Source organism: Sphingobacterium sp. N143 (assembly GCF_030325625.1).
Classification (GTDB): Bacteria; Bacteroidota; Bacteroidia; order Sphingobacteriales; family Sphingobacteriaceae; genus Sphingobacterium.
The window spans coordinates 167,385-189,938 of record NZ_JACAIS010000004.1 but is presented as its reverse complement, the minus strand read 5'-3'; the positions used below and the strand labels follow the sequence as shown (position 1 = coordinate 189,938).

Sequence of the window (22,554 nt, the reverse complement as noted above, 5' to 3'; positions counted from 1 at the left end):
CCTATTCGTTAGCATGCTGTACTCTTCAGCTGAAGAGTTTCATCAAGATCCTGAAGACTGATATTTTAACAGGACCATATCTTTTAAGCGCTGGCCGTTTTCGTAGATGGGCTGATCATAGTTGTCAATAAAAAAATTCTTCCGAATACCATAGGGGACAAAGCCATTACGCTCATAGAATCGGATTTGATGGATACCGCAGTCGGCAGTACCGACAATCAGGTTCGCATAGGATTTCGCATAGTTTTTTTGGATATAATGCAAGATGCGGCTTCCAAGCCCCTTGTTTTGATGGGGGACGGAAACGGCGATATTCTTAATCTCCAGGGTTTGGGTATCGTGTGGGTATAAACAAAATACAGCAATGGGCTGCTGCTGATCCAGTACTGTATAGACCTTTGAATTGAAAATATAGTTGTTGATTGCGGCCACAGTCTCATCGGCCAAAAGCAACAGATCATAAGGAAAATCCTTATGATCTGTTATTTCTTTTATGTTTAAATCATCTTGCATATCGAATATTGGATAGGCATGAAGGCTAATTGAAATGGTATAAGAAAATGACGTCACCAACATAGGCTGGTTTTGCGGTATCCTTGATTTTTAAGGTAGCTTCAATCGTTACTTTGATCACACCCCGGAGGTTGACCACAGATTTTACATGCGTATGTAACTGCACTTCATTGTCAACAAGAACCGGCTGAGCAAAACGTAAGTTTTCAATGCCATAATTGATTTCCATCTTTACATTTCTCACTTCGGCTATTTGTTTCCATAAATAGGGAATAAGCGACAGGGTCAGGTAGCCATGTGCAATCGTTGTCTTGAAGGGGCTATCCGTTTTTGCTTTTTCACTATCGAGATGGATCCATTGATGATCAAGAGTTGCGTCAGCAAATTGATTGATCTGTTTTTGATCAATGGTGTGCCATTGGGACTCTCCTAATGACTTGCCTTCAAAGGCTTTGTACTCTTCATAATTGTTAATTATTGTCATATGTTATGTCTTTATCGCTTTTCATTGGACTTTATATCCGAAGGTCATACGCATGTTACGTAATCTTGGTTAAAGATAGCTAATGTACCTAGTAATCCAAGCATATTACCTATTTAAATCGTTCTGGATCGCAGTATGGCTGGCAACCGTAATGTATTTAAAATAATATCCACACATTTTAATGTGTCTGACCATAGGCCGGGTTGCCGTATGTTCTTTCAACATAAGATTTAAAATTGTCCAGTATGGCCTGCCAGCCATTGCGTTGTAAATCAATGGGGTTTTCGGATTCAGCGTCAAAAACTACGTTGACATCGGTGGTGTTTTTTTTTGTATCGAAATGAATTTCCACATGGCGGCCATCAGACATGACATAAGCGATTTTTTTAAAGGGGTCGAGAGCGGTATAGGTTCCTTCAAAATCAAAACCGGCAGATCCATCTTTCGCCTCCATGCGATTTTTGAATTTTCCACCTACTCGGAGGTCATTGATTGAACTTGTACAGTGCCAATCATCAGAGGCTTGATTCCACTGCATAATATCTTCTGCGGAGGTGTACGCATTCCAGATGGTTTCTACTCGTACATTGATATTGGCTTGAATTTTTATCTGTTCCATATGCTATTGATCAGTTTTATAGATTAAGTAATAACAGTTTCTAAAATAATAAACAGGAAATTACGGGTTTTGTTATATCCTGAAGTGATAATTATCGAAATTTCAACAGAAATGATCTGAACAGGCTGATCAAAATGATGAGCATATGGTCACATCAATTAATTTTAGGGATCGGTGCCCCGTATTAGCATAGTTTTTACTAACTTTATGAGGCTGAATATGTAAACTCATTTTTTATGCTCTCAAGACTGCTTGTTCTATTTTTTTTATTGATTTCGCAGGGTACAATCTTTGCGCAAAAATACCGAACACTAGAAAATATCAGTTACTGTAAAAATACGGATACTGATGCCTACAAAAAAGAACGTTGTAAGCTGGATCTCTACGTCCCAGCCGATCGAAAAGGTTTTTCTACTATTGTATGGTTCCATGGTGGCGGGTTGGAAGAAGGAAATAAGTTTATTCCACTAGAACTGAAGGATAAGGGTGTTGCTGTCGTTGCAGTCAACTATCGCTTAAGCCCAAAGGGGAAAGCCCCCAGTTATATCGATGATGCGGCTGAAGCAGTGGCCTGGACCTTTGCCAATATTGCTTCTTATGGTGGTGATCCGGCAAAAATTTATGTTTCTGGGCATTCCGCCGGTGGGTATTTGGCTTTAATGGTGGGGCTCGATTCGAGTTATCTACAGCGATATGGCGTCGATGCCAATAAAATTAAAGGGTTGGCACCTATCAGTGGTCAGACAAATACACATTATACTATTAAAAAGGAGCGCGGGCAGTCGATGGTGATCCCGCAGATCGATCAATTTGCACCAATCTCATTTGCACGAAAGGATGCCCCAGCTATTGTCCTGATCACTGGCGATGCGAAGCTGGAGCTGCCAGCAAGGTATGAAGAGAATGCGCATCTGGCGGCTATACTCAAACAAGTGGGGCACCCAAAAACGTCATTGTATGAATTGCAGGGCTTTGATCATGGTGCTGTCTATGCGCCGGGCTGTTTATTGATGCTCAAGTGGATCAAAGAGCAAGAAAAGTAATGAAATGGCTGATGCCATGAAAAATCTTACAAAAGAAACTGGAAATATTATAAGTATAATTTAAGAAATAGTAACGATCTTTACACTGATAAAAGCACAGACCGCTATTTTTACAGATATTACACTTGCATGTAGAAAAGGTTTGTATATACTTTAATTTAATCCTTATGCGGGCAAAAGTCAACATTGTGTTGTTAATCTGTATGTTGGGGCTCCTATTAGTCCCAGGTCGGGTCTTTGCCTGTCATGCGGCCGCTGAAGAACTAAAACAGGAGGAAGCTGCTGAGCATGCTTGCTGTTTGGAAAAGAATATGGAGGCTGAGGATGCCGGACAGGGAAGCTGTTGCGCAGATGATAAACATACTGATGAACAGTCTGGGGACAATGCTGATAGCTGCGAAAAGAAATGTGCGGAAAAATCCTGTCGCAGTTCACTGCAATATAATCTCCTGGTATCTCCTGTAGAAGAGGATGCTTTTTCACTTTTAGATGCAGATGCCATTCAACACTATGCAGGGTATAGACAGCCGATCTATACTCAAGGATATTTTTCGATCTGGCAGCCTCCCAAAATAATCTAAAAGCACGATGGCAGCCCATGCTGTGTCTTATTGGATCGGATTCCGGATCCAAAAATCTTAAACTTATTGGTTGAAATCCCTTGTTGGTACGCGTCTGATCCGTCATGCGTTCTTTTACTATTTGGGGTATTTAAACAGGGATTTCATCTTATTTTACTTACATTATAAATTAGAATCAAAATGAAATCAAATTCGATCATAGGGATGGCTATCATGATATTGCTATCCAATGTAAACAGTTATGCACAAATCAAACATGCACAGACATCAACGATGAAGGTATTCGGAAATACAGCAAGTGAACAGATGATTGAAAAAGCGGGGAGCGGAGGAAGGCTGGCTAAAGTTGACTGGAACGGGGATACGAAGATGGCAACGATTACTTATGATGCGACAAAAACGAGCGCTGATGAAGTACTCAAACGTATTGCTCTTGCAGGATTCGACAGTGAAAAATTTCTGGCCCCCGATGATGCTTATGCTAAATTAGCCAAAGAAAGCCAGTATGTGCGAACGCTGAAGCCTGTATCGGAGCATCAGCATCATGAACATGAAACGCATTCCACGACAAATAATTCTTCAGAGCATGGTACACAACTTGCGCTTGTGACCAGTCGGTATTTTGTGGTAAAAGACGCTTTGGTGAAGGATGATGCTAAAACATCGGCCGCAAGTGCCCAAAAATTGCTGGATGCTATTCAGGCTGTGGATATGAATAAATTGTCATCTGCGGAGCATACCGTCTGGATGAAGGTGATGAATAATTTGCGTAAAGATGCAGCGGACATGACAAAAGCAAAGGATATTGCTGGGCAACGTCTTTCCTTTGCTTCTCTTTCGAACAACATCTATGCACTGGTTAAAGTAGCCAAGCTGGAAACCCAGGTTTATTACCAACATTGTCCGATGTTTAATGATGGTAAGGGTGGGCATTGGCTGAGTAAGGAAAATGGGGTTAAGAACCCGTTTTTTGGTGCAAAAATGCTCAGCTGTGGAAGTACCGTCGAAACAATTAATTAAGAGGCGATGAACTATTCCATCGTGACTTTGTTGATAAATTTATCCGGAATTGCATTTATCCACCATAAAAAAATAGCACTGTGCGGGGATCGCCCTGGTGCTGGATGAAAGAAGCATGCGGCTGGATGAAGGAACAGCAAAATACGAATTAAGCAATAAGAATAAAATGAGCAAAAAAATAATAACTGTTGTACTTTTTTTGATGGCAAATATGGCTGTTTTTGCACAGAAAGTAGTGCGGCATGATCTCTATGTCAGGGATACGGTGGTAAATTATGCGGGTAAAGCCAAACGTGCTATCGCTGTTAATGGGCAGATACCAATGCCTACTTTGACCTTTACACAAGGGGACACTGCTGAGATTGTGGTCCATAATGAGTTGGATGAAAGTACTTCTTTACATTGGCATGGTGTGTTTCTGCCCAATAAAGAAGATGGTGTACCCCATCTGACACAGGAACCTATCAAACCAAAATCAACGTATACGTATCGTTTTCCCATTATCCAACATGGAACACACTGGTACCATTCACATTCGGGCCTGCAGGAACAAATCGGGATGTACGGCAGTTTTGTGATGAAGAAACGCCTTGATGATACGACGTTTAGAAAGGGGATAGATGATCTTCCGACGGTCCCGATCATATTGAGTGAATGGACAAATTATAATCCCGATAATATCCAGCGTATGCTGCACACAGCAAATGATTGGTCGGCGATTAAAAAGGGAGCCACGCAATCGTATGTGGAAGCGATCAAAGAAGGGAAATTTAAAACAAAAGTTACCAATGAGTGGAAACGCCAGCTTGCGATGGATGTGAGCGACGTGTACTATGATAAAGTGTTGATGAATGGTGCGCATTCCACTGATTTGGAGGTAGTTGATGGTCGTTCGTTAAAGGCAGGGGATAAGGTTAGGCTGCGGATTTCAAACGGGGGAGCATCTTCCTATTTCTGGTTGCGTTATGCTGGTGGAAAGATTACCGTTGTGGCCAATGACGGAAATGATGTGGAACCCGTAGAAGTTGACCGGCTTTTGATTTCAGTGTCAGAAACCTATGACGTTGTTGTCACGATCCCGAATGAGAACACAGCTTATGAATTTATGGCGACGACAGAAGATCGGACCCAGTCTGCCAGTTATTTTATCGGTCATGGAATTAAACAGCTTATTTCACCTCTTCCCCGACTAAAATATTTCGAGGGGATGAAAATGATGAACGATATGATGAAAATGAACGGCGACCTGAACGATATGGGGATGAAAATGAGCCTCAATCAAATGGATATGAATGTCGTGATGTACCCGGAGATCACAGGAGATGGAAAAAAGAAAGTAGATCAGGACATGGACCACAAGGGGATGAACCACGGAGAGATGAAGCAGAAAGAGGACCCTGGTCGTTATAATGCAAATGCGCTGGCTGACATTGTTACTTTAAATTATGCGATGCTGGAATCGCCGCACAGTACAGCATTACCTAAAGATGCTCCTGTGCGTGATCTTAAATTTGTACTGACCGGAAATATGAACCGTTATGTATGGAGTATGGACAATAAGATCCTCTCGGAAACGGACAAGATTCCGGTCAAAAAAGGAGAAGTTCTGCGTATCACGCTTTACAACAATTCAATGATGCGGCATCCGATCCATTTGCATGGTTTTGACTTTAGGGTGCTGAATGGCAAAGGAGCGAAAGCTCCATTGAAAAATGTTCTTGACATTATGCCAATGGAAACGGATACTATTGAATTCTTGGCAAATGAGGAAGGCGACTGGTTTTTTCACTGTCACATCTTGTATCATATGATGGCCGGGATGAACCGTGTATTCGCTGTTGGCGATTATCAAAATCCTTATCTTCCGGATAAGGCTAAAGCGTACAAAGCCCTCCAACGGGAGAGTAATATGATCCATTTTATGGCACAGAATGATTTTGCAACGAATGGAAATGATGGACAGGCCATGTTTCAAAATGCGAGATGGCAATTGGGTACCGAATGGAGATTGGGGTATAACGCGATGCATGGCTATGAGGTGGAAACGCATCTGGGTACATTTATAGGGAAGATGCAATGGTTTATGCCTTTTGTTGGCTTTGATTACCGTTACCGAAAAATGGGGTCGGATGAGCATGAAAAGAATATTTTTGGACAGACAAATAAGAAAGACAGTAGGAAAGCTTTGAGTCTAGGTTTTATGTACACATTGCCAATGTTGGTGAATTTTCAGGCGGAAGTATATCATGATGGTATCGTAAGATTGCAGCTGATGCGTGAGGATATCCCGATCTCTCGGCGGGTACGGGGTGACTTTATGGTCAACTCGGATCTGGAATATATGGCCGGACTGAATTATGTGCTAACAAAAAATATGGCCTTCAGAACTCACTACGATAGTGATATGGGATTTGGTGTAGGCCTGTCACTAAATTATTAGATAGATCTGACTATACAAAAAAAGGCATCCCATACACTGGGATGCCTTTTTGCATTCATTAAAAAAGGGCAATAGCCCAAAATTAGTTAGATCATCCATTTAAAAATACTGGCACCCCAGGAGAAGCCCGCTCCAAAGGCTGTCAGCATTACGAGATCTCCTGTATTCAATTTTTTGATATTCTGCCAGATACAAAGTGGTATTGTTGCAGCAATGGTATTTCCCAGATATTCGATATTGCTCAAGGCTCTATCTTCCGGAATGTTGAGACTACGGCCGACGGCATCTATAATGCGCTGATTGGCCTGATGTGGAATTAACCAATTGATATCTTCAATCTGCAAATTGTTGCGCTGTAAGATTGTATTGCAGGCATCACTCATTGACTGAACAGCATGTTTGAATACGGTTTTTCCATCCTGCTTGAGAAAGCGGTTATCATTGACGGGCAGGTTGCTATTGATAGGATAGAGTGAGCCTCCAGCCTCAATTTTGAGGAACTCACGGCCAGCACCATTACTACAGAGGTAAGCGTCCATGATACCACCTTCAAGTGAAGGTTCAAGCCATATGACACCGGCACCATCGCCAAAAAGAATATTCGTGGATCGGTCCTTTAGGTCTACATAGGTGCTAATATTGTCTGCGCCAACAACCAGCACATTTTTATAGCGCCCTGTTTCGACCAGGGATGAAGCCATATCCAAAGCATATAAAAATCCTGAACAAGCTGCATTGACATCGAATGCCCATACATTGGCCAATCCTAATTTTTCTAGAATAATATTTGCTGTTGCCGGCATCGGCATATCTGGTGTCGATGTGGCCACGATAAGGGCATCCACATCGTGAAGGTTTTTATTATATTGTTTGGCTAAATCATGGATTGCTTTGACCGCCATGTCTGAGGTTGCCAGATTATCTTCTAAAATCCGTCGTTCTTTAATTCCGGTACGTTTGATAATCCACTCATCGGATGTGTCACAAAACTGCTCTAAATCGGTATTGGATCTTTTGTTCGGTGGAATATATCCACCAATTGCAGTGATGGCAGCATACGGTCTGCTCGGTATTCTTTCAGTCATAAAATAATGTACTCTATCTCTCTTTTTTCAGGCCTGTACTGAGCGAACTCGGGCAGGATTGAATTTTGCGCCGTAAAACTACGGTTAATTTGTGCAAGTCAGCGGTAATAAACTTGGTTTTTGACAAAATAATTACGTTTTATTACTATTCTTAACTGTTTTTAACAAGTAAGCTATACTATTCTTTTAATTGGTCTTTGAGTAGCAAAATTATATGTTGCTTAGGTTTGTTTTTTCGAAATTTTAATCTATTTGTATTTTTCTAAACCTGAGAACGGTCTAGCTTTTTATGTGTTTTTCTTAGCGGATTTTCTGGTACCTTGATTTATGATCATGTGAACAAATCGTTTCTTACAGATTGAGATTTGCCGGCTGAATTAAGGATGGTCAAAGCAGTTATATGATTCATTTGTTGAAACCATGGGGAGACGGGAAATTGTGGATTTGATAGCTTTGATAAATGTATAAAAAGAGGTAATTTCACCGCACGAGTTTATGATGTAGCAACTTACACCGTTTTATGATGCGAAAATATTTACCTACTGCGGGCTTGATCAGTGTAAAAGAGAATAAGTTATTGCTTGCTTACAGCAACAATAGGAGGGCATGGTACCTGCCCGGCGGAAAGATCGATTCGGGTGAGGATGCCTTGCAGTCCCTTCGAAGAGAGATTCTGGAAGAATTGACTATTGATCTTGATCCTGAAAAAATCACGTATTATTGCCATATCACTGCCCCAGCCTATGGCTTGGTGCCCGAAGTAATCATGGAACAGGAATGCTTCCTGTATCCACTCACAGAGCATATCATGCCGAGTAATGAAATCGGAGCTGTTCAGTATTTTTCCTATGAAGAATATTTAGGTGAAGAGGTTCAGGTGGTTGGCGTACTGCATGTGTTTGAGCAACTTATGAAAGATGAGCTGATTTAAGCTCATCTTTCATAAGCGTTTAAAAGAGTTAGTATCTTTTAAGGTGACTATTCATATTTGGAGAAATCGACCGCAAATATGCAACGATTGACCTGGCTGCCATTTTTTGCACCGGCGTTGGGCTCAAATTCAGTCAGACTCCATAGATAGCCATATTTAGCTTCATGGTATAGCGATTCGGCTCCATATGGCCAACGGTAGCGTACGGTATTGTCGGCCCCATCGGTATATCTTGCCAATCGTGCACTGGATCCGTAGGAGTCACTTGGTGATCCTGTACAAGAAAGCCATGTTCTGTTTCCTTTTCGGAACACACCCTGGATACCGTGTGCATGATTGTCTGCAAAAAGGCTGTTTTTGGGTGTGACAGTAACGATCCCTGCGTTCTGTAGCTTGCCTTCTGTATCAATCGGAAAACCAAAAATCTTGGGTACAATAGACGGATCTGCACTACCGGCATAGTATTGGCCGGTCCAGAATTGTGTGCCTTCATCGTTGATCTGTATCGTGGAAAATGGACTGGCATTGTTGATTTTTTGATAACCGACCTGAGGCAATATATATCGATAATTGAAGGCAAATAGATTCCCATTTGCGTCTTTGCCACATTTTGAGGAGGTATTGTCCCCAGTGCTCACTTCAATGATCTTGTCGAGGTCAAATACACGAACGCCTAGACTGGTACTGCTCAGATAGACCTTTCCTTTGAAATAAGCGATACCTCCTGCGTGTACTTTTAATGGTGCGTAGGACCCATATTGGGTATAGCCCGTTGGGCTGGTCGGTATATCTGCCTGTACCAATAATATATGTCTATAAGTAAGGTAAGTACTGGAACTTGGACTGATATCTATCAGGGTGATGCGAGATCCTTTATGTTCAGCACCATTACGTGCATACCAGCTGACCAGAAGGTAGCGTACGCCATCTTTTGTGAAACCTGTAATACCTTGGGGGCGCCAGATTGCTGTAGTTTCATCATCGGTATTCCAACGGATGCCCCGAACTCTGTTTTCCTCGGGGATGTTGAATCCATAGACTTGTGTATATGCACTGCCGCCAATGGCCTGGCGATTTTTGTTGACTTGCGCTGGGTTTAAAAAACTGAAGCCTGAATTGATATAGGAAGAGGTGTTGACATAGCTGTTGACACTGACACTGGCTGCAGCTGTAGCCGCTTTTAACTTGGGATCAGTGCTGTCTTCAACCGCAGTTCCCGTCGTTGCAAGTTCATTTTTTTTACATCCGCCACTCATAGCGGCCAAAATCAAGATAAGTCCAAGGGTTTGTTTCTGAATCATGTTGTATCGCTTTGTTGTAATAGTATACAATCCTAATTGCAAATAGTTCTCATGTTATTGACGAAACTAAATGATTCAGTTTTTATATAGATGATCTGGATGTTAAATTTGTATTATCATTATCTTTCCAATCGGTGGACGATGTTATTGTTTTTTTGCGTCGATTTTAGCGGATTCGGCTCTTTTTTGAGCTTCATTGTATGTCTTGCAATCCTCATCATCCATCTCTGTATCGAGGTCTTCTTCTTTGTATTTTCCCATCTTCAGGTTGAAATTGTCAGCAGTGCCGGTAATACGCATCGGTATACCAAAGATTCCAAAAGGAGGCAGACCGAGCCTGAAACCTAGATTCATATGTCCATCGAGTCTGATCTGACCTTCAAATCTTGGTCTGAAGCCCATCATTTTCATTTTGGTCCGTTCAATGGTCATGACATTATCTTTGATATGGGACTTAATAGCTACTTTTTTTACTTCTCCATCCTTCAATTTTTCTTTTGAAGTGGATTGGCTGATGCCATTCAGAAGTTTAAATCCACGAAACTTGATCTGGTCCAATGTCAATGTTCCTTCTCCGACGATGGATGGCATGATAGGCTGCATATTACCATCCAATAAGCCACTCAGCTTATAATCTAATGAGACAAGTCCATAGGCATTTTTAGCAGAGCTGACCATATCCCTGAACATTGGAATCTCTTTATAGGCGCGCTGAATATCAAAGCTGTCTGCTTTTACTGCGTAATCAAAAGTAGCCCTTCGCGGATTCAATGGATGGTAATTGCCCTTCATATCCACTTTTAATCCAGCTAAATCAAATCGGGTATTACTGAGGAGCAATGTGCCATTTTTAAGTTGCAGATCGCCATTAAAATGTTTGATGTTCATCTTATTATAGAAGATGTCGTTGGCCTGTCCCAATACCTGTACATCAAGATTCATTGGTAACAAGACAACGCCACTTTCTAATGCTGTAGGTGCTGTCGTGGATGAATTATTGCCAAAAACCATGAAATCTTCGATATTTATCTTTTTGCTGTTGAGGGTAAATAGACCTTTTAGGGCAGCATTGCTGCTGGTCATGTAATTGATGACATTGTTCAGGTGGCCCGTCATGGAGATCTCATTACGTGCATAACGGATCAAAAACTTATCGAAGTTCATTTTTTCCTGATGGAAGCTGAATTTACCACTTTTGATGGCGATCGGTTGAGGGAGCAAATCGGTTTGAACCTGAATATTGCCTATTTCAAGGCGGCCGGTATTGTGTAACCGGCTATAATGACCATTGGTGGCATCGCTCTGGAGTCCCTTGAGGTTGAGATCTGTATGGATAAAACCATCAATATTGGTGCCTTCCAGTGCAAAAAGTTTATAAATAGGGCCAAGATTAAGCTTGCCCTTGGATTGGATTTTGTAGTTGATGTCATTGAAGTTTCTTAGGTCTGCATTCAAGAAAAAAGGCTCGCCGGCAAATGTAAATGAGACAGGTAGAATTTTAATCCTTAAGTCATTGAGTGAGCCTTTTTCGCTATTGACAAATGCTTCAACGTGAATATTTTCCATTGGAATGGGATAATCCTGCGATTTGATCAGTCCATTTTTAATCGCAAAGGACGCATTGGTCTCCGGGAAGATATTCCGTTTAAGGTCCACATAACCTTTGGCGGTTAGGTTGGCATTTACCAGACCGGCTAATTCGACCTGCTTAATGGGATAGAAGCTTTTGATATCGGCCAAGTTGAATAGGGCTTTAAGATCGGAATGTACTGCAATTTTATTAAAATCTGTGATAGAAATATAACCTTTTATATAATTATTGAGCGCCTGGATGGAGATATCCTGAATGGAAACCACTGCACTTTTCATTTGACCGTCAGGATCTTTTGCTTCGAGGTTGTAGGCGATTTTGTCGAGTCCTTGGGGGAGGTCTGCCAATTTAAAATGGCCATTTGTGAGTGTGTTTTTGATCACAAAGGTCGGGATCGAAGCAATATATTCCTGTTCGCGTTTTTGAAGGCCTACTTTGCGGATAGCTTTGGCATAAATTCCGTGGATCTGGGCATCGAGGTTCCATGTGCCACCAAAAGAGAATCCGGGGAACTGCAAGGAAGCGTAAAGCATGTCCAGATCAAGACTGCTCTTCATATTGGCATGTACGGTGACCGGTGTGATACCAGCTATTTCCCCTTTTGCGTTGAAGTATCCGGAGGCGACCTTGAAGTCAAACTGCCGGAGGTTAATCCTCAGGGAGTCTGGATTTAAGCCGGGAAGATCTATTCTTAACTTTGCATTCCAATCTGTCAATGGGTTGCTGGACTGCTTATGGAAAAGGTAGCCATTGTTGATGGTCAGGCCAAGGGACAAATTAGGCATTTCATTATTGTCGATGATATAATCACCGACTAAGTTGACAAATACTTCAGAGGTACCCTGGACCGACAGATCCTTTATCCAGGAGGCGTAGCTATTGGGAACTAGGGAAAGTAATTCACTTAATGTGCTTTCCTGTGATTTTAACTTGAAGTCTAAGTGATAGCCATGGGAAATAAAAGACAGCAATCCTCGAAAACGTACCGGTAGCTGATTGACTTTGATGTCGTTCCGCTCGAATAGGAAGGACAGCTTGTTAGTATTAATGCGCGTCAATAGTGTTGCGTCTATTGTCTTTTTATCGACATAAAGCTCATTGTCAAACGAGAAAGAAAATGAAGCAATCTTGGCCCGTGTATTTAAGTCAAAGATATTTGACATGAGATCGCCTTTGCCCTCATAGTCCAGGTCCTTGGCTTCAAACCATAGGGGAATGGATTGATCTTCGTAATGCAGATTGGTTTTTTCAAATTTGATCAGCTTGAATGCCAGTGCACTGCCTGCTGAATGGTCTGTGGTCCTTGAAGTGTCGCTAGGTGAGGACTTATAGATATTGTAATTGCTGTTACCCAGGGGATCCACTAAGATATTCACGCATCCCTGGCTGACGATAAATTTGTCAATTACGATCTTGGACTTGAGTAAACTAATGAGGTCAATGCCAAAACTTACCTGCTGGGCAGCGAGCAAAGTATCATTTTTAAATGGAGCTGAGCCTTTGAGCAATACTTGGTCCATGGATGCGGTCAAAAGTGGAAATTGGTCAAAAAATGTCAACCGTACCTTTTTATAGTTCAACTCTCCGCTGATATGTTCGTTGACCAGAGACTTAACTTTTGTATTCACTTCGTTTTCAAAAATGTAAGGAATGGATAAAACGCAGAAAATGAGTAGTGTTGTGAAACTTGCCAGACCGATAGAGATTCTTTTTGCAAGCTTTAGAAATTTAGCTTTTGACACAGTGTTATTTTTTGTGGATGCAAAAGTCTGAAATTTATTGCTAAACTCCATTGATTGATCAAATTATTTTAATGCGAAGTGAGCATATGTCGTCTTTCGGTGACAATATAGAGGAGCATGTGTTATAAATGGGGGAGCTCTAACCTAAGGTACTGTAAGATTATTAATTATAGTTAGTTTGCTAACTATCAATTATTTGCTTGTTTTGTTTTTGTTTAATCTACTGATTTTAAGATATTTAATTTTTATTGTAAAAAAATCTAGCAATTTAGTATAGTTTGTTATATATTTGCGATTCAATAAAATCTATTGAATAAGTAGTCTTTATTGAGTTGATAAAAACAGGTGTGCTTTTACATTTGATTAATTACACTTAACTTATTTTTTATATTTTTAATAAAACTTAACTAACGTATTAAAATATCCTTAATATGCATGCAACACTAAAATACATTCCTTTGGTAGCGATAGCTTTGTCTGCTACTTCAGTGAATCAGCTCTATGCACAACAGCGTTCTATCCAGGGAAAAGTCACTGATGCCAGTACAGGGCAGGCTCTGCCGGGGGTAAGTGTACGGGTTTCAGATCAAAATCAAAGCACTTTAACCAATGCGAAAGGTGAATTTGTTGTCAATGTAACCAATAATGAAGCTCCTTTTCTAGAATTTTCTTTTGTTGGTTATGAATCTCAACAAGTTAGGGCTACGGGAGCAAGTATCAATTTATCATTGAAGCCTTCGACAACAGATCTGGAAGAAGTTGTGGTTGTTGCTTATGGTACGGCCAAACGAACAAATATCACAGGTTCTGTCAGTACCGTCAGCAGCAAAGCGATTGAGAACAGGCAGGTCTCCAATATTACGAAAGCGCTTGAAGGCCAGGTTCCGGGACTGCAATCTGTTGCTTCTTCTGGCCAGCCTGGTACGGAGGCTGCTATCCGTATTCGTGGGATTGGATCAATCAATGCGTCAAGTGCACCTTTGATCGTGCTGGATGGCAATCCGTATGCTGGGGATATCAACTCGATAAATCCAAATGATATACAGTCCATTTCTGTTTTAAAAGATGCTGCCTCCAGTGCGCTATATGGGTCCAGAGGAGCGAACGGTGTTATCATCATCACGACTAAATCCGGTGTCAACTCCGATAATACAAAGATCAACCTTAATTTTACGCAAGGTTATTCGAGTAGAGCTGTTCATGATTATGACCAAGTTTCCACAGATGAATACTTTCAATTGTATTGGGAGGCGCTCAGGAATAAAGGGTTATCAAATGGACTAACTTCCGCTCAGGCGGCTGCAGATGCAAGCCGTTCATTATTGACAGATCTAAATATAAACCCTTATGGTGAACAATTTCCACAACCAGTAGGTGCAGATGGTAAGCTTGCTGCAGGAGCAAAGACCTTATGGGATGATCCGTGGACAGATGTACTGCAGCGTACTGGTGTGCGTACACAGGGGGATTTGAGCTTTAGTGGTGGAAGTGCGAAGAATACATACTATATCTCGGGTGGCTATCTCAACGATCAGGGAATAGCTATCGCATCTGGATTTAAACGCTATAATCTACGGGCTAATATTGATAGTAAAGTCAAGTCCTGGTTAAATGCAGGTGTCAATATTGGCGGCAGCAGTACACAGCAGAAGTATCCGCAGTCGGAAGATAGCAATACAGCCAATATTATTAATTTTGCCCGTTTAGTACCATCTTTTTATCCGTATTATGAGCGTAATGCAGATGGATCCTATGTATTGGATGCCAATGGAAATAAAGTTTACGATTTTGGAGAGTATCGTCCAAGTGGGGCAACACCACGTAATAATCTTGCTGCGACATTGCCATTGGATAAAAATGATATCCGTAGAGAGAACCTGTCGGCCAGAGCGTACCTGGAAGCTTTGATAACCAAGAATCTGAAATTTAAATCTACGTATAGTGTAGACTATACCAATGGGAACACGCACGATTACACTAATCCACTGCTAGGAGATGGCATAAATACTGGAGGGTATGTCTTCCGGTCGAATGTACGAACCGTTGCGCAGACCTGGAATAATATATTGTCCTATGAAAAACAATTTGGTTTGCATCACCTCAACGTGTTGGCAGGACAAGAATATTATGACTTTAACAGCAGTAACATTGAAGGGAGCCGCCAACAATTTGTATTACCGGGATTTTATGAACCGGTAGCGGCCTCTCAGTTAAATAATTTTACAGGGTCTAGCGTTGATTATAGACTGTTGAGTTTTTTGGGTAGAGCAGAGTATAACTACGATAATCGGTATTATTTTTCAACTTCTTTGCGTACAGATGGCTCTTCCCGTTTTGCACCGGATACCCGCTGGGGAACATTTTGGTCTGTTGGCGGATCCTGGAAAATGAAGCAGGAGGATTTCTTAAAGGATCTGAATAGTATTGATCAGCTGACACTTAGGGCGAGTTATGGTGGACAAGGGAATGATAATCTAGGTGTTTATTATGCTTATAAAGGACTTTATACTATTGCCAACAGTCTGGGTAAAGGGGGGACATATACGGGTAGGCTAGCAACTCCTGATCTGAAATGGGAATCCAACCTCAACCTGAATGTGGGTATTGATGTGTCTGCATTTCAAAATCGGGTATCTTTAAGCGTAGAGTATTTTAACCGGAGGAGTAAAGATCTGTTGTTCACCATGCCAATGGCTTATTCTACAGGATATACAGGATATGATGCAAATATAGGATCATTGAAAAATACAGGTATTGATCTGGATATTCGTACGATTCCTGTGCGCAATGAAAATTTTAAATGGAATCTGGATCTGAATCTTTCCCATTATAATAACAAGATTACTTCGTTGCCAAAAGATGACAGGCCAATTGTTACAGGCAATAAGCTTTTGCGCGTAGGTGGGAGCATCTATGATTTCTATTTGCCTGAATGGGCTGGGGTCAATCCGGAAAATGGGTTGCCACAATGGTATGTAGCTGACAAAGATGGTAACAAAACAGGGGAAAAAACCTCTGAATATGGAAAGGCTGGAAATTTTATTGCTGGTACATCACTTCCGGATCTTGTAGGTGGAATCCAAAATAGCTTTACGTATAAAAATTTTGATTTGTCTGCATTGCTAAGTTTTAGTTTAGGTGGAAAAATATTGGATAATGATTATACACAATTAATGCATAATGGCAATAACCCGGGCAGAGCTTGGTCGAAAGAAATCCTGAATCGCTGGACACCGGAAAATACACAGACGGAAGTGCCTAAATTAACAACAGATAATCTGACTTGGACATCGTCATCCACTCGTTTTTTGTATAGTGGAACTTATGCGCGTTTAAAAAATGTTAGCTTGGGGTATAGCCTGCCCACTGATATGATCAAACGAATTGGTATAGAAAGGTTGCGTGTTTTTGCTACCGCTGAAAATCTGTTAACGTTCTACGGGCATCAGGGTATGGACCCGGAACAAACAGTCAATGGGGCTACTTATTTCCGTTATCCTGCCATGCGCACTATTTCTGGAGGTGTTCAGCTTGTTTTTTAATAGTATGTTGTTAATCTGAAAAATTAAATGAAAATCATGAAATTTAAAATTGCCTACATCGTATTGGCGCTTTCATTGGCGAATACATCGTGCAAAGATATGCTGGAAACGGATCCCACTACATCAGTACCTGAGGAAGAGATCTACAAAAATACGGATAATGTTGCTACTGTTATCAATGGAACATGGGGGTATCTAAATGATACATATTTTACCTATGCCAACCCAGGATATACAGCCATTATGCGTACAAGTGACGCGATGGGAAATGATGTTGCTGTGACAACAAAATATGGTTACCGTGATGCTTATGCTTTCACTGAGCTGACCAATAATCGCTCCAATCGGGTGAATTCTTTTTGGATCATGTTGTATAAAGTGATCGATAATGCCAATAATGTGATCACAAAGGTTGATGGTGCTGCCGGATCGGATGAAGATAAAAATGTACTGAAAGGGCGGGCAAAAGTTCTCCGTGCATTTGCTTATTTGAATTTAGCGTCTTTTTATCAGTTTAGTTATTTAAAAGACAAAAATGCAAAAGTGGCCCCGATTTATACTGAACCAAGTACATTACAGACAGAAGGGAAGCCAAAGGCAACTCAGGCGGAGGTGTATGAGCTGATATTGAAAGATCTAAAAGATAGTGAGGTGTTGTTGGTCAATGCATCCAGAATGGAGAAATATGAGATCAATATCCATGTGGTATATGGGTTGCTTGCACGGACCTATCTGCAGGTTGGTGAGTGGAGATTGGCGGCTGAATATGCGGAAAAAGCTGGGAACGAATATGAGCTGATGAGCGCGTCTGATTATCAAAATGGATTTAATGACCTTGGAAACTCGGAGTGGATATGGGGACATAAGCAAACCAATGAGCAAAATGTTGCCAGTTATACGTTTCACTATTTGGATGTGTCGTCTGCAGGCTCATATTATTATAGTTTTATGGCCGATCCATACTTTAAAAACTTATTTGATAGCAGTGATGTTCGTTATTCTTTATTTGAATGGGACAATCTTCCGGGTCGGGAAGGATTTTTACGTTATAAAAAGTTTAAGTTCAAACAGAATTTGATTGGTGATATTGTCTATATGCGGGCTTCAGAGATGATTTTGATTGAAGCTGAAGGCTATGCGCGTGCTGGTGACAGGGAAAAGGCCATAACGGCACTCAATAAATTGCGTACCGCCAGAAAAGCAAAGTTATTTGTGGGCGCTGATACGAATAAGTTAATTGATGAGATTCTGATAGAAAGACGCAAAGAGCTGTGGGGGGAAGGGTTCGCCTTGTCTGATATTATACGTACTCAGGGAAAAGTTGCCAGAAAATCTTTTGTAGATGACAATGGAAAGCCTATTCAGGTACAAATCACTGGGGCGGATGGAAAAACGAAAGTAGTGGATGGTCAGGGACATCGTGTGGTGAAATTTCCGGATGGATCTGTTTTTACGGCAAATAGTCCATATTACTTGTTTTCCATTCCTTATGAGGAAACCGTTCGCAACCCAAATCTTTAAAATGACTATTTGTGTTGTGCTGTTCAGATAAAAGCCTGTATACTTCGGTATACAGGCTTTTTTTTGCATCCTGGTTCTTGTCGGGACACTTTTGTATACGGATAGCGGTTTTACTATTTTTTGGTTTTAGGAGAGATAAACAGTTGAGAAATATATTAAAAATACTTTTTATGAGCATTGGTGTTTTTTTAGGGGGAAACGTTATTTGACCGATAGGTTTTGGTTTATGGGGTGGAGGATTTGAATGTTGTTAAGTTTTTGCTGGTAGTTTACTAATTGAACAGGTAATGATTATTTTGCGTGGGTCGGTAGGGAGCAAGTACCTGTAGAGTTATCCACATAATGTTGGTAACTGTGTTGATAAACTGTTTGGAACTAATTTGATGTTATTAACAGCACTTATTAACATTTTGTGGATAATTTCTTCTTCTTTTTCTTTCTGCTTTTGTTGAGCCAGATCATATAGCCTGTTATGGGTAATGAAGCACAAAAAAGGCTAAAGATGAAGGCGATTACTTTCGTGATAAGCCCGCCAATAGATCCTGTATGGAGATCAAAATTCAATGTGGCAAGTTTATCTCCCAATGGTAATTGATCACCAGATTTGACATGTGTCAGATGAGCAGTCTTTGGATCAAAATATAGCCAATGGAATACTCCTGTTCGTTTTTCATACCGTCTGACTTGAATATCGATTTCTTGGTCACTTTCTTTTTTTAATCGAATGGAAAGCATCTCAGCTCTTGGATATTGTGCCATCGCATATACTAACGCATTATCCTGAACGTGGTCATAGCGTAACGGTAGTGGGGCGTTGTGGACTGCTTTAGCGGTGTTTTCAGTCTTTGAAAATGCATTAAATGCGTTAATATATATGTTTTTAAAAGTAGGAAAGGTGAATAAAAGGCCTGTAATGGCAAAGATCAGACCGACGAGCAGGCTATAAAACCCGATCACATTGTGGAGATCGTGATTTAAACGTTTCCATTTCACTTTTGTATCTAACCAGAGGCTTCTACGCAGGGTCTTACCTTTCCATTTCTTTGGCCACCACAGGATAATACCACTTAAAAGGATAAGGACAAAAAGAGTCGTGGACCAACCCACAATAGGATGTCCATATTTTTTACCTAATAAAAGATTGAGATGAAGCTGAAGCATTAATTGAAAAAACTCAGTCTTTGAATTTTCAATATGTTGTACCTTGCCCGTATATGGATTTATAAATACCCTTTTGAAATAACTGTAATAATTCCAATGCCCAAAGGCTGTTTCATCTGTTTTCAGGGCCCGAAAAATCCAGGTCCGGTTCTTTGCGGGGTAAAGGTCTATACGTGTAATTTTTTGATCTTTTCCCAGGCTGTTTTGCGCATTGGATAAAAGAGTACTTAAGGGTAATGGCGCTACTGTGACACTGGTGTCGGAGATCATGTATTTTTCTGGATATGCCCATAATTTAAGTTCATCCTGAAAAGTATATATGCAGCCTGTAGTACCTAAAATGAATACCACGATACCTGTGATAATGCCGCACCATTTATGTAACCAAAGGATGATTTTTTTCAGCATTTAGAACTTATACTTAACGTTAAATGATGCCAACATTCCCTGTCCTTTTACATATTCTTCGTTTAAGGCACGATACTGACTTACTACAGGGTAGTAATTTTTATTGAATAGATTTTCTATCCCCATACCCAATGACCATTGTTTGTTGATCTGATAATTTCCGTTAAGGTTAAAGAGATCTATTGTAGTAACCGGTCCTTCACTGTTTTTATAGGCGCCTTTGTCATTAGGGAGGAAGCGGTCACGTGAACCGGTGTGCACCCAGAATAACTGGAAGCTCAAAGGTTTAATTGGGGTATAGTAGAGATAGCCTGTTGCTTTAATGGGAGATATCCGGGAGCCATTGAGATATGACTTTGTTCCGTCTTCTTTTTTTGATTTTCCTTCTACATAAGCAAAAGTACCTCCTATGGTGATTTGAGGGCAAATGTCGGCATTTAAAGCAATTTCATAACCGTAGACATCTTCAGGCAGGCGCTGTGGCATTAAATATCCACCAATATCCACTAGTTCGACCCCCATTTTGGAAGTACTGTAATAATAAGAAGCGGACAGTTGGAAAATACTATAATTGCTTGAAAACCCTACTTCATAATTATTGGTAATGATAGGATCTGTTTTTAGGCTATCCAGGTCATTATCTGTTGCTCTACGTACAATACGGCCAAGTTCGTTGATGGCAAAACCCTGTGAGAAACTGATGAATGGGTTAAAAAGAGCGTATTTATTGTAGCGTAAGCCCGCATTGAAAGTTGCCCCTTTATAGGGTATTTTACCTCCTTTTACAGCAATGCTTCCTTCATTATTGGGCCCTGTAGCAATCGTGTTGAAATCTTTGATCTTGACAGTTGCATTTTCATATCGGACTCCTCCTTTGAAAATCAGGTTTTCCAAAAAGTCAATTTTCAGTTGAGCATATGGTGCGACATTGAGCATGTTCATATACGGAATATAAACTCTGCCATCGGTAAGGTTTTGGTCTGTAACGTCATTTAATAGATCCAGCCCATACGTGATATCCGCTGGGGATCCTATGATGTGGAATGGTGTATTGAGATTGATGCGCAGTCCTTTTTTCTCTGAATTGATCTGTGTCTGCCCAGGGCCATACCATGCAGAAGCTTTTTCAACATAGCGGTTCATTGACCGAAATGTATTATAATAAGCGGATGCTACCAAGGATGTTGAGGAGAAAAGGCTACTTTTGGTATAGGTAAGCATCGCATTGTGATTATAGGGCGTTCCTGCTGGTTGGCCAGGATCATCTCCTTTTATTCCTATGGTTGGTTTTTGGCCATATATACCGGTTTGGCTAATATATCTATTGTGCTGATTGCTCCGATAGAAATTATAGACAGCCGTTAAGTCAGAACTCTTGTCAATACTATAACCGACCTTTAAAAAAGCATTGTATTGATAGGTATTGGAAAGTGCATCTGTTTGACCTAATGGAACTCCATCGCCATCACGTTGTAGGCCAATGTAATCTGCTGAGCCACTGACTGTATAGTTCCATCTGTCTTTCTTACCATATAATGTCTGTGCAGCTCGATAGCCCATGGTTCCAGCGGAATGGATGGGGTTGAATGTTGTCCTTAAACTTGTTATCCCCTGGATAGGAGAGGATTCTTTTGATGGGGTACGTGTGATGTAATTGATAATCCCTCCAGCAGAACCATTTCCATAAATCGAAGTAGCCCCTTTAATGACCTCGACGCGTTCAATCACGCTGGGGTCAATGGTGCGTAGATCCCGTTGTCCATTCATTAAGGGGGTGGATTGGGGAATACCGTCTATTAAAACCAAGACCGAACGTCCACGCAGGGTCTGCCCAGCATTTGTGGCTTTATTGGTTGAAGTACCCAATCCAGGAATGGTGTTTCCCAAAATTGTGGATAGGTTGGTACTGATTTGACTTTGGGCTTCGATCTCTTTTGTTGTCAGAATAGACACAGAAGAGGGGACCGTTGAGATGCTCTCAGGTCTACGACCTGCTGTGACAATAATCTCATCTAATGTCTGTGTGGTATTTAACTGGAACTGGATCGGTCCCTTAAGGGTATCCAAACTGATCCTCTTTTCAACTGGGGAAAAACCCGTGTATGAAACATGAAATAGTAGGGGATTATTAGCCGGTATTTTATGGAGTTTAAATTGGCCCATTTGATCAGAATAACCTACACTTTTTCCGTTGAGCTTGATATTGGCCTGGTGTAATGGCTTATTATCTTTGTCTTTTACGATAAGCGATACTTCTTGTGCCTTGGATAATGAGCTTAAAAGTATGAGAATTCCACTGGTGAACATCGAATAGCGTGTTCTGTTTTTCATGGTAGTTTATTTAGATCAAATATAAATTGATGCAAATATAAAATATTTTATTTTTTATAGCTTATATAAATGAAGTTTTTTAATGGAAATATTTGAACTGTTATGTATCGGGTGACAAGGGCCGATGGCAGATCATAGCGAATGGTTATGACACTTGAGGTCTAATCCATGCGTATGGATACGAAGGTTGATCCGGGGGAGGTGTGGCGGGACATTTTAGCCCCTGAACAAGATAAAAAAT

Annotated in this window: 15 protein-coding genes; 7 read left to right on the top strand and 8 right to left on the bottom strand. The window is 40.8% G+C overall.

Annotated features, from left to right (window positions below; all coding sequences use genetic code 11):
• Window positions 1-42 precede the first annotated feature (42 nt).
• From HX021_RS09755 to HX021_RS09745, 3 genes are all read right to left on the bottom strand, one after another.
• Window positions 43-513, bottom strand: coding sequence for a GNAT family N-acetyltransferase (locus tag HX021_RS09755; RefSeq protein ID WP_286590035.1), 471 nt, complete (start codon window positions 511-513; stop codon window positions 43-45).
• Window positions 514-538: 25 nt separating this feature from the next.
• The gene (locus tag HX021_RS09750) at window positions 539-997 is read right to left on the bottom strand and encodes a MaoC family dehydratase (protein WP_286590034.1); all 459 of its coding nucleotides are present in this window, start codon (window positions 995-997) and stop codon (window positions 539-541) included.
• A gap of 178 nt (window positions 998-1,175) precedes the next feature.
• A complete protein-coding gene (locus HX021_RS09745) occupies window positions 1,176-1,616 on the bottom strand; it encodes an SRPBCC family protein (RefSeq protein WP_286590033.1) in 441 nt (146 codons plus the stop codon).
• A 236-nt stretch (window positions 1,617-1,852) separates the two neighbouring features.
• Between HX021_RS09745 and HX021_RS09740 the strand changes: the two genes are divergently transcribed.
• From HX021_RS09740 to HX021_RS09725, 4 genes are all read left to right on the top strand, one after another.
• Window positions 1,853-2,659, top strand: a complete 807-nt coding sequence (locus HX021_RS09740) for an alpha/beta hydrolase (protein ID WP_286590032.1) — start codon at window positions 1,853-1,855, stop codon at window positions 2,657-2,659.
• Window positions 2,660-2,826: 167 nt separating this feature from the next.
• Complete coding sequence (locus tag HX021_RS09735; RefSeq protein WP_286590031.1) at window positions 2,827-3,240, top strand: hypothetical protein; 414 nt, start codon at window positions 2,827-2,829, stop codon at window positions 3,238-3,240.
• A 180-nt stretch (window positions 3,241-3,420) separates the two neighbouring features.
• Complete coding sequence (locus HX021_RS09730) at window positions 3,421-4,260, top strand: DUF3347 domain-containing protein (RefSeq protein WP_286590030.1); 840 nt, start codon at window positions 3,421-3,423, stop codon at window positions 4,258-4,260.
• Between the two features lie 166 nt (window positions 4,261-4,426).
• Window positions 4,427-6,700, top strand: coding sequence for a multicopper oxidase family protein (locus tag HX021_RS09725; protein ID WP_286590029.1), 2,274 nt, complete (start codon window positions 4,427-4,429; stop codon window positions 6,698-6,700).
• An 86-nt stretch (window positions 6,701-6,786) separates the two neighbouring features.
• Here HX021_RS09725 and HX021_RS09720 read toward each other — a convergent pair whose 3' ends face one another.
• Window positions 6,787-7,785, bottom strand: coding sequence for a beta-ketoacyl-ACP synthase III (locus HX021_RS09720; RefSeq protein ID WP_286590028.1), 999 nt, complete (start codon window positions 7,783-7,785; stop codon window positions 6,787-6,789).
• A 520-nt stretch (window positions 7,786-8,305) separates the two neighbouring features.
• Between HX021_RS09720 and HX021_RS09715 the strand changes: the two genes are divergently transcribed.
• Window positions 8,306-8,716 carry an NUDIX hydrolase gene (locus HX021_RS09715; RefSeq protein WP_286590027.1) on the top strand — a complete coding sequence of 137 codons (411 nt, stop codon included), beginning with the start codon at window positions 8,306-8,308 and terminating at the stop codon, window positions 8,714-8,716.
• Between the two features lie 47 nt (window positions 8,717-8,763).
• Here HX021_RS09715 and HX021_RS09710 read toward each other — a convergent pair whose 3' ends face one another.
• The gene (locus HX021_RS09710) at window positions 8,764-10,017 is read right to left on the bottom strand and encodes a hypothetical protein (protein ID WP_286590026.1); all 1,254 of its coding nucleotides are present in this window, start codon (window positions 10,015-10,017) and stop codon (window positions 8,764-8,766) included.
• Between the two features lie 144 nt (window positions 10,018-10,161).
• Window positions 10,162-13,350: an AsmA family protein gene (locus tag HX021_RS09705; protein WP_286590025.1), complete on the bottom strand. Its 3,189-nt coding sequence runs from the start codon at window positions 13,348-13,350 to the stop codon at window positions 10,162-10,164.
• 431 nt (window positions 13,351-13,781) lie between these two features.
• Between HX021_RS09705 and HX021_RS09700 the strand changes: the two genes are divergently transcribed.
• Together HX021_RS09700 and HX021_RS09695 are read left to right on the top strand one after the other, a co-directional pair.
• Window positions 13,782-16,892 carry a SusC/RagA family TonB-linked outer membrane protein gene (locus HX021_RS09700; RefSeq protein ID WP_286590024.1) on the top strand — a complete coding sequence of 1,037 codons (3,111 nt, stop codon included), beginning with the start codon at window positions 13,782-13,784 and terminating at the stop codon, window positions 16,890-16,892.
• A gap of 36 nt (window positions 16,893-16,928) precedes the next feature.
• Window positions 16,929-18,413, top strand: a complete 1,485-nt coding sequence (locus HX021_RS09695) for a RagB/SusD family nutrient uptake outer membrane protein (protein ID WP_286590023.1) — start codon at window positions 16,929-16,931, stop codon at window positions 18,411-18,413.
• A gap of 402 nt (window positions 18,414-18,815) precedes the next feature.
• On the opposite strand, the gene HX021_RS09690 is transcribed toward HX021_RS09695, so the two are convergent.
• Both HX021_RS09690 and HX021_RS09685 read right to left on the bottom strand, forming a co-directional pair.
• The gene (locus HX021_RS09690; protein ID WP_286590021.1) at window positions 18,816-19,982 is read right to left on the bottom strand and encodes a PepSY-associated TM helix domain-containing protein; all 1,167 of its coding nucleotides are present in this window, start codon (window positions 19,980-19,982) and stop codon (window positions 18,816-18,818) included.
• A complete protein-coding gene (locus HX021_RS09685; protein ID WP_286590020.1) occupies window positions 19,983-22,313 on the bottom strand; it encodes a TonB-dependent receptor in 2,331 nt (776 codons plus the stop codon).
• Between the last annotated feature and the right edge of the window lie 241 nt (window positions 22,314-22,554).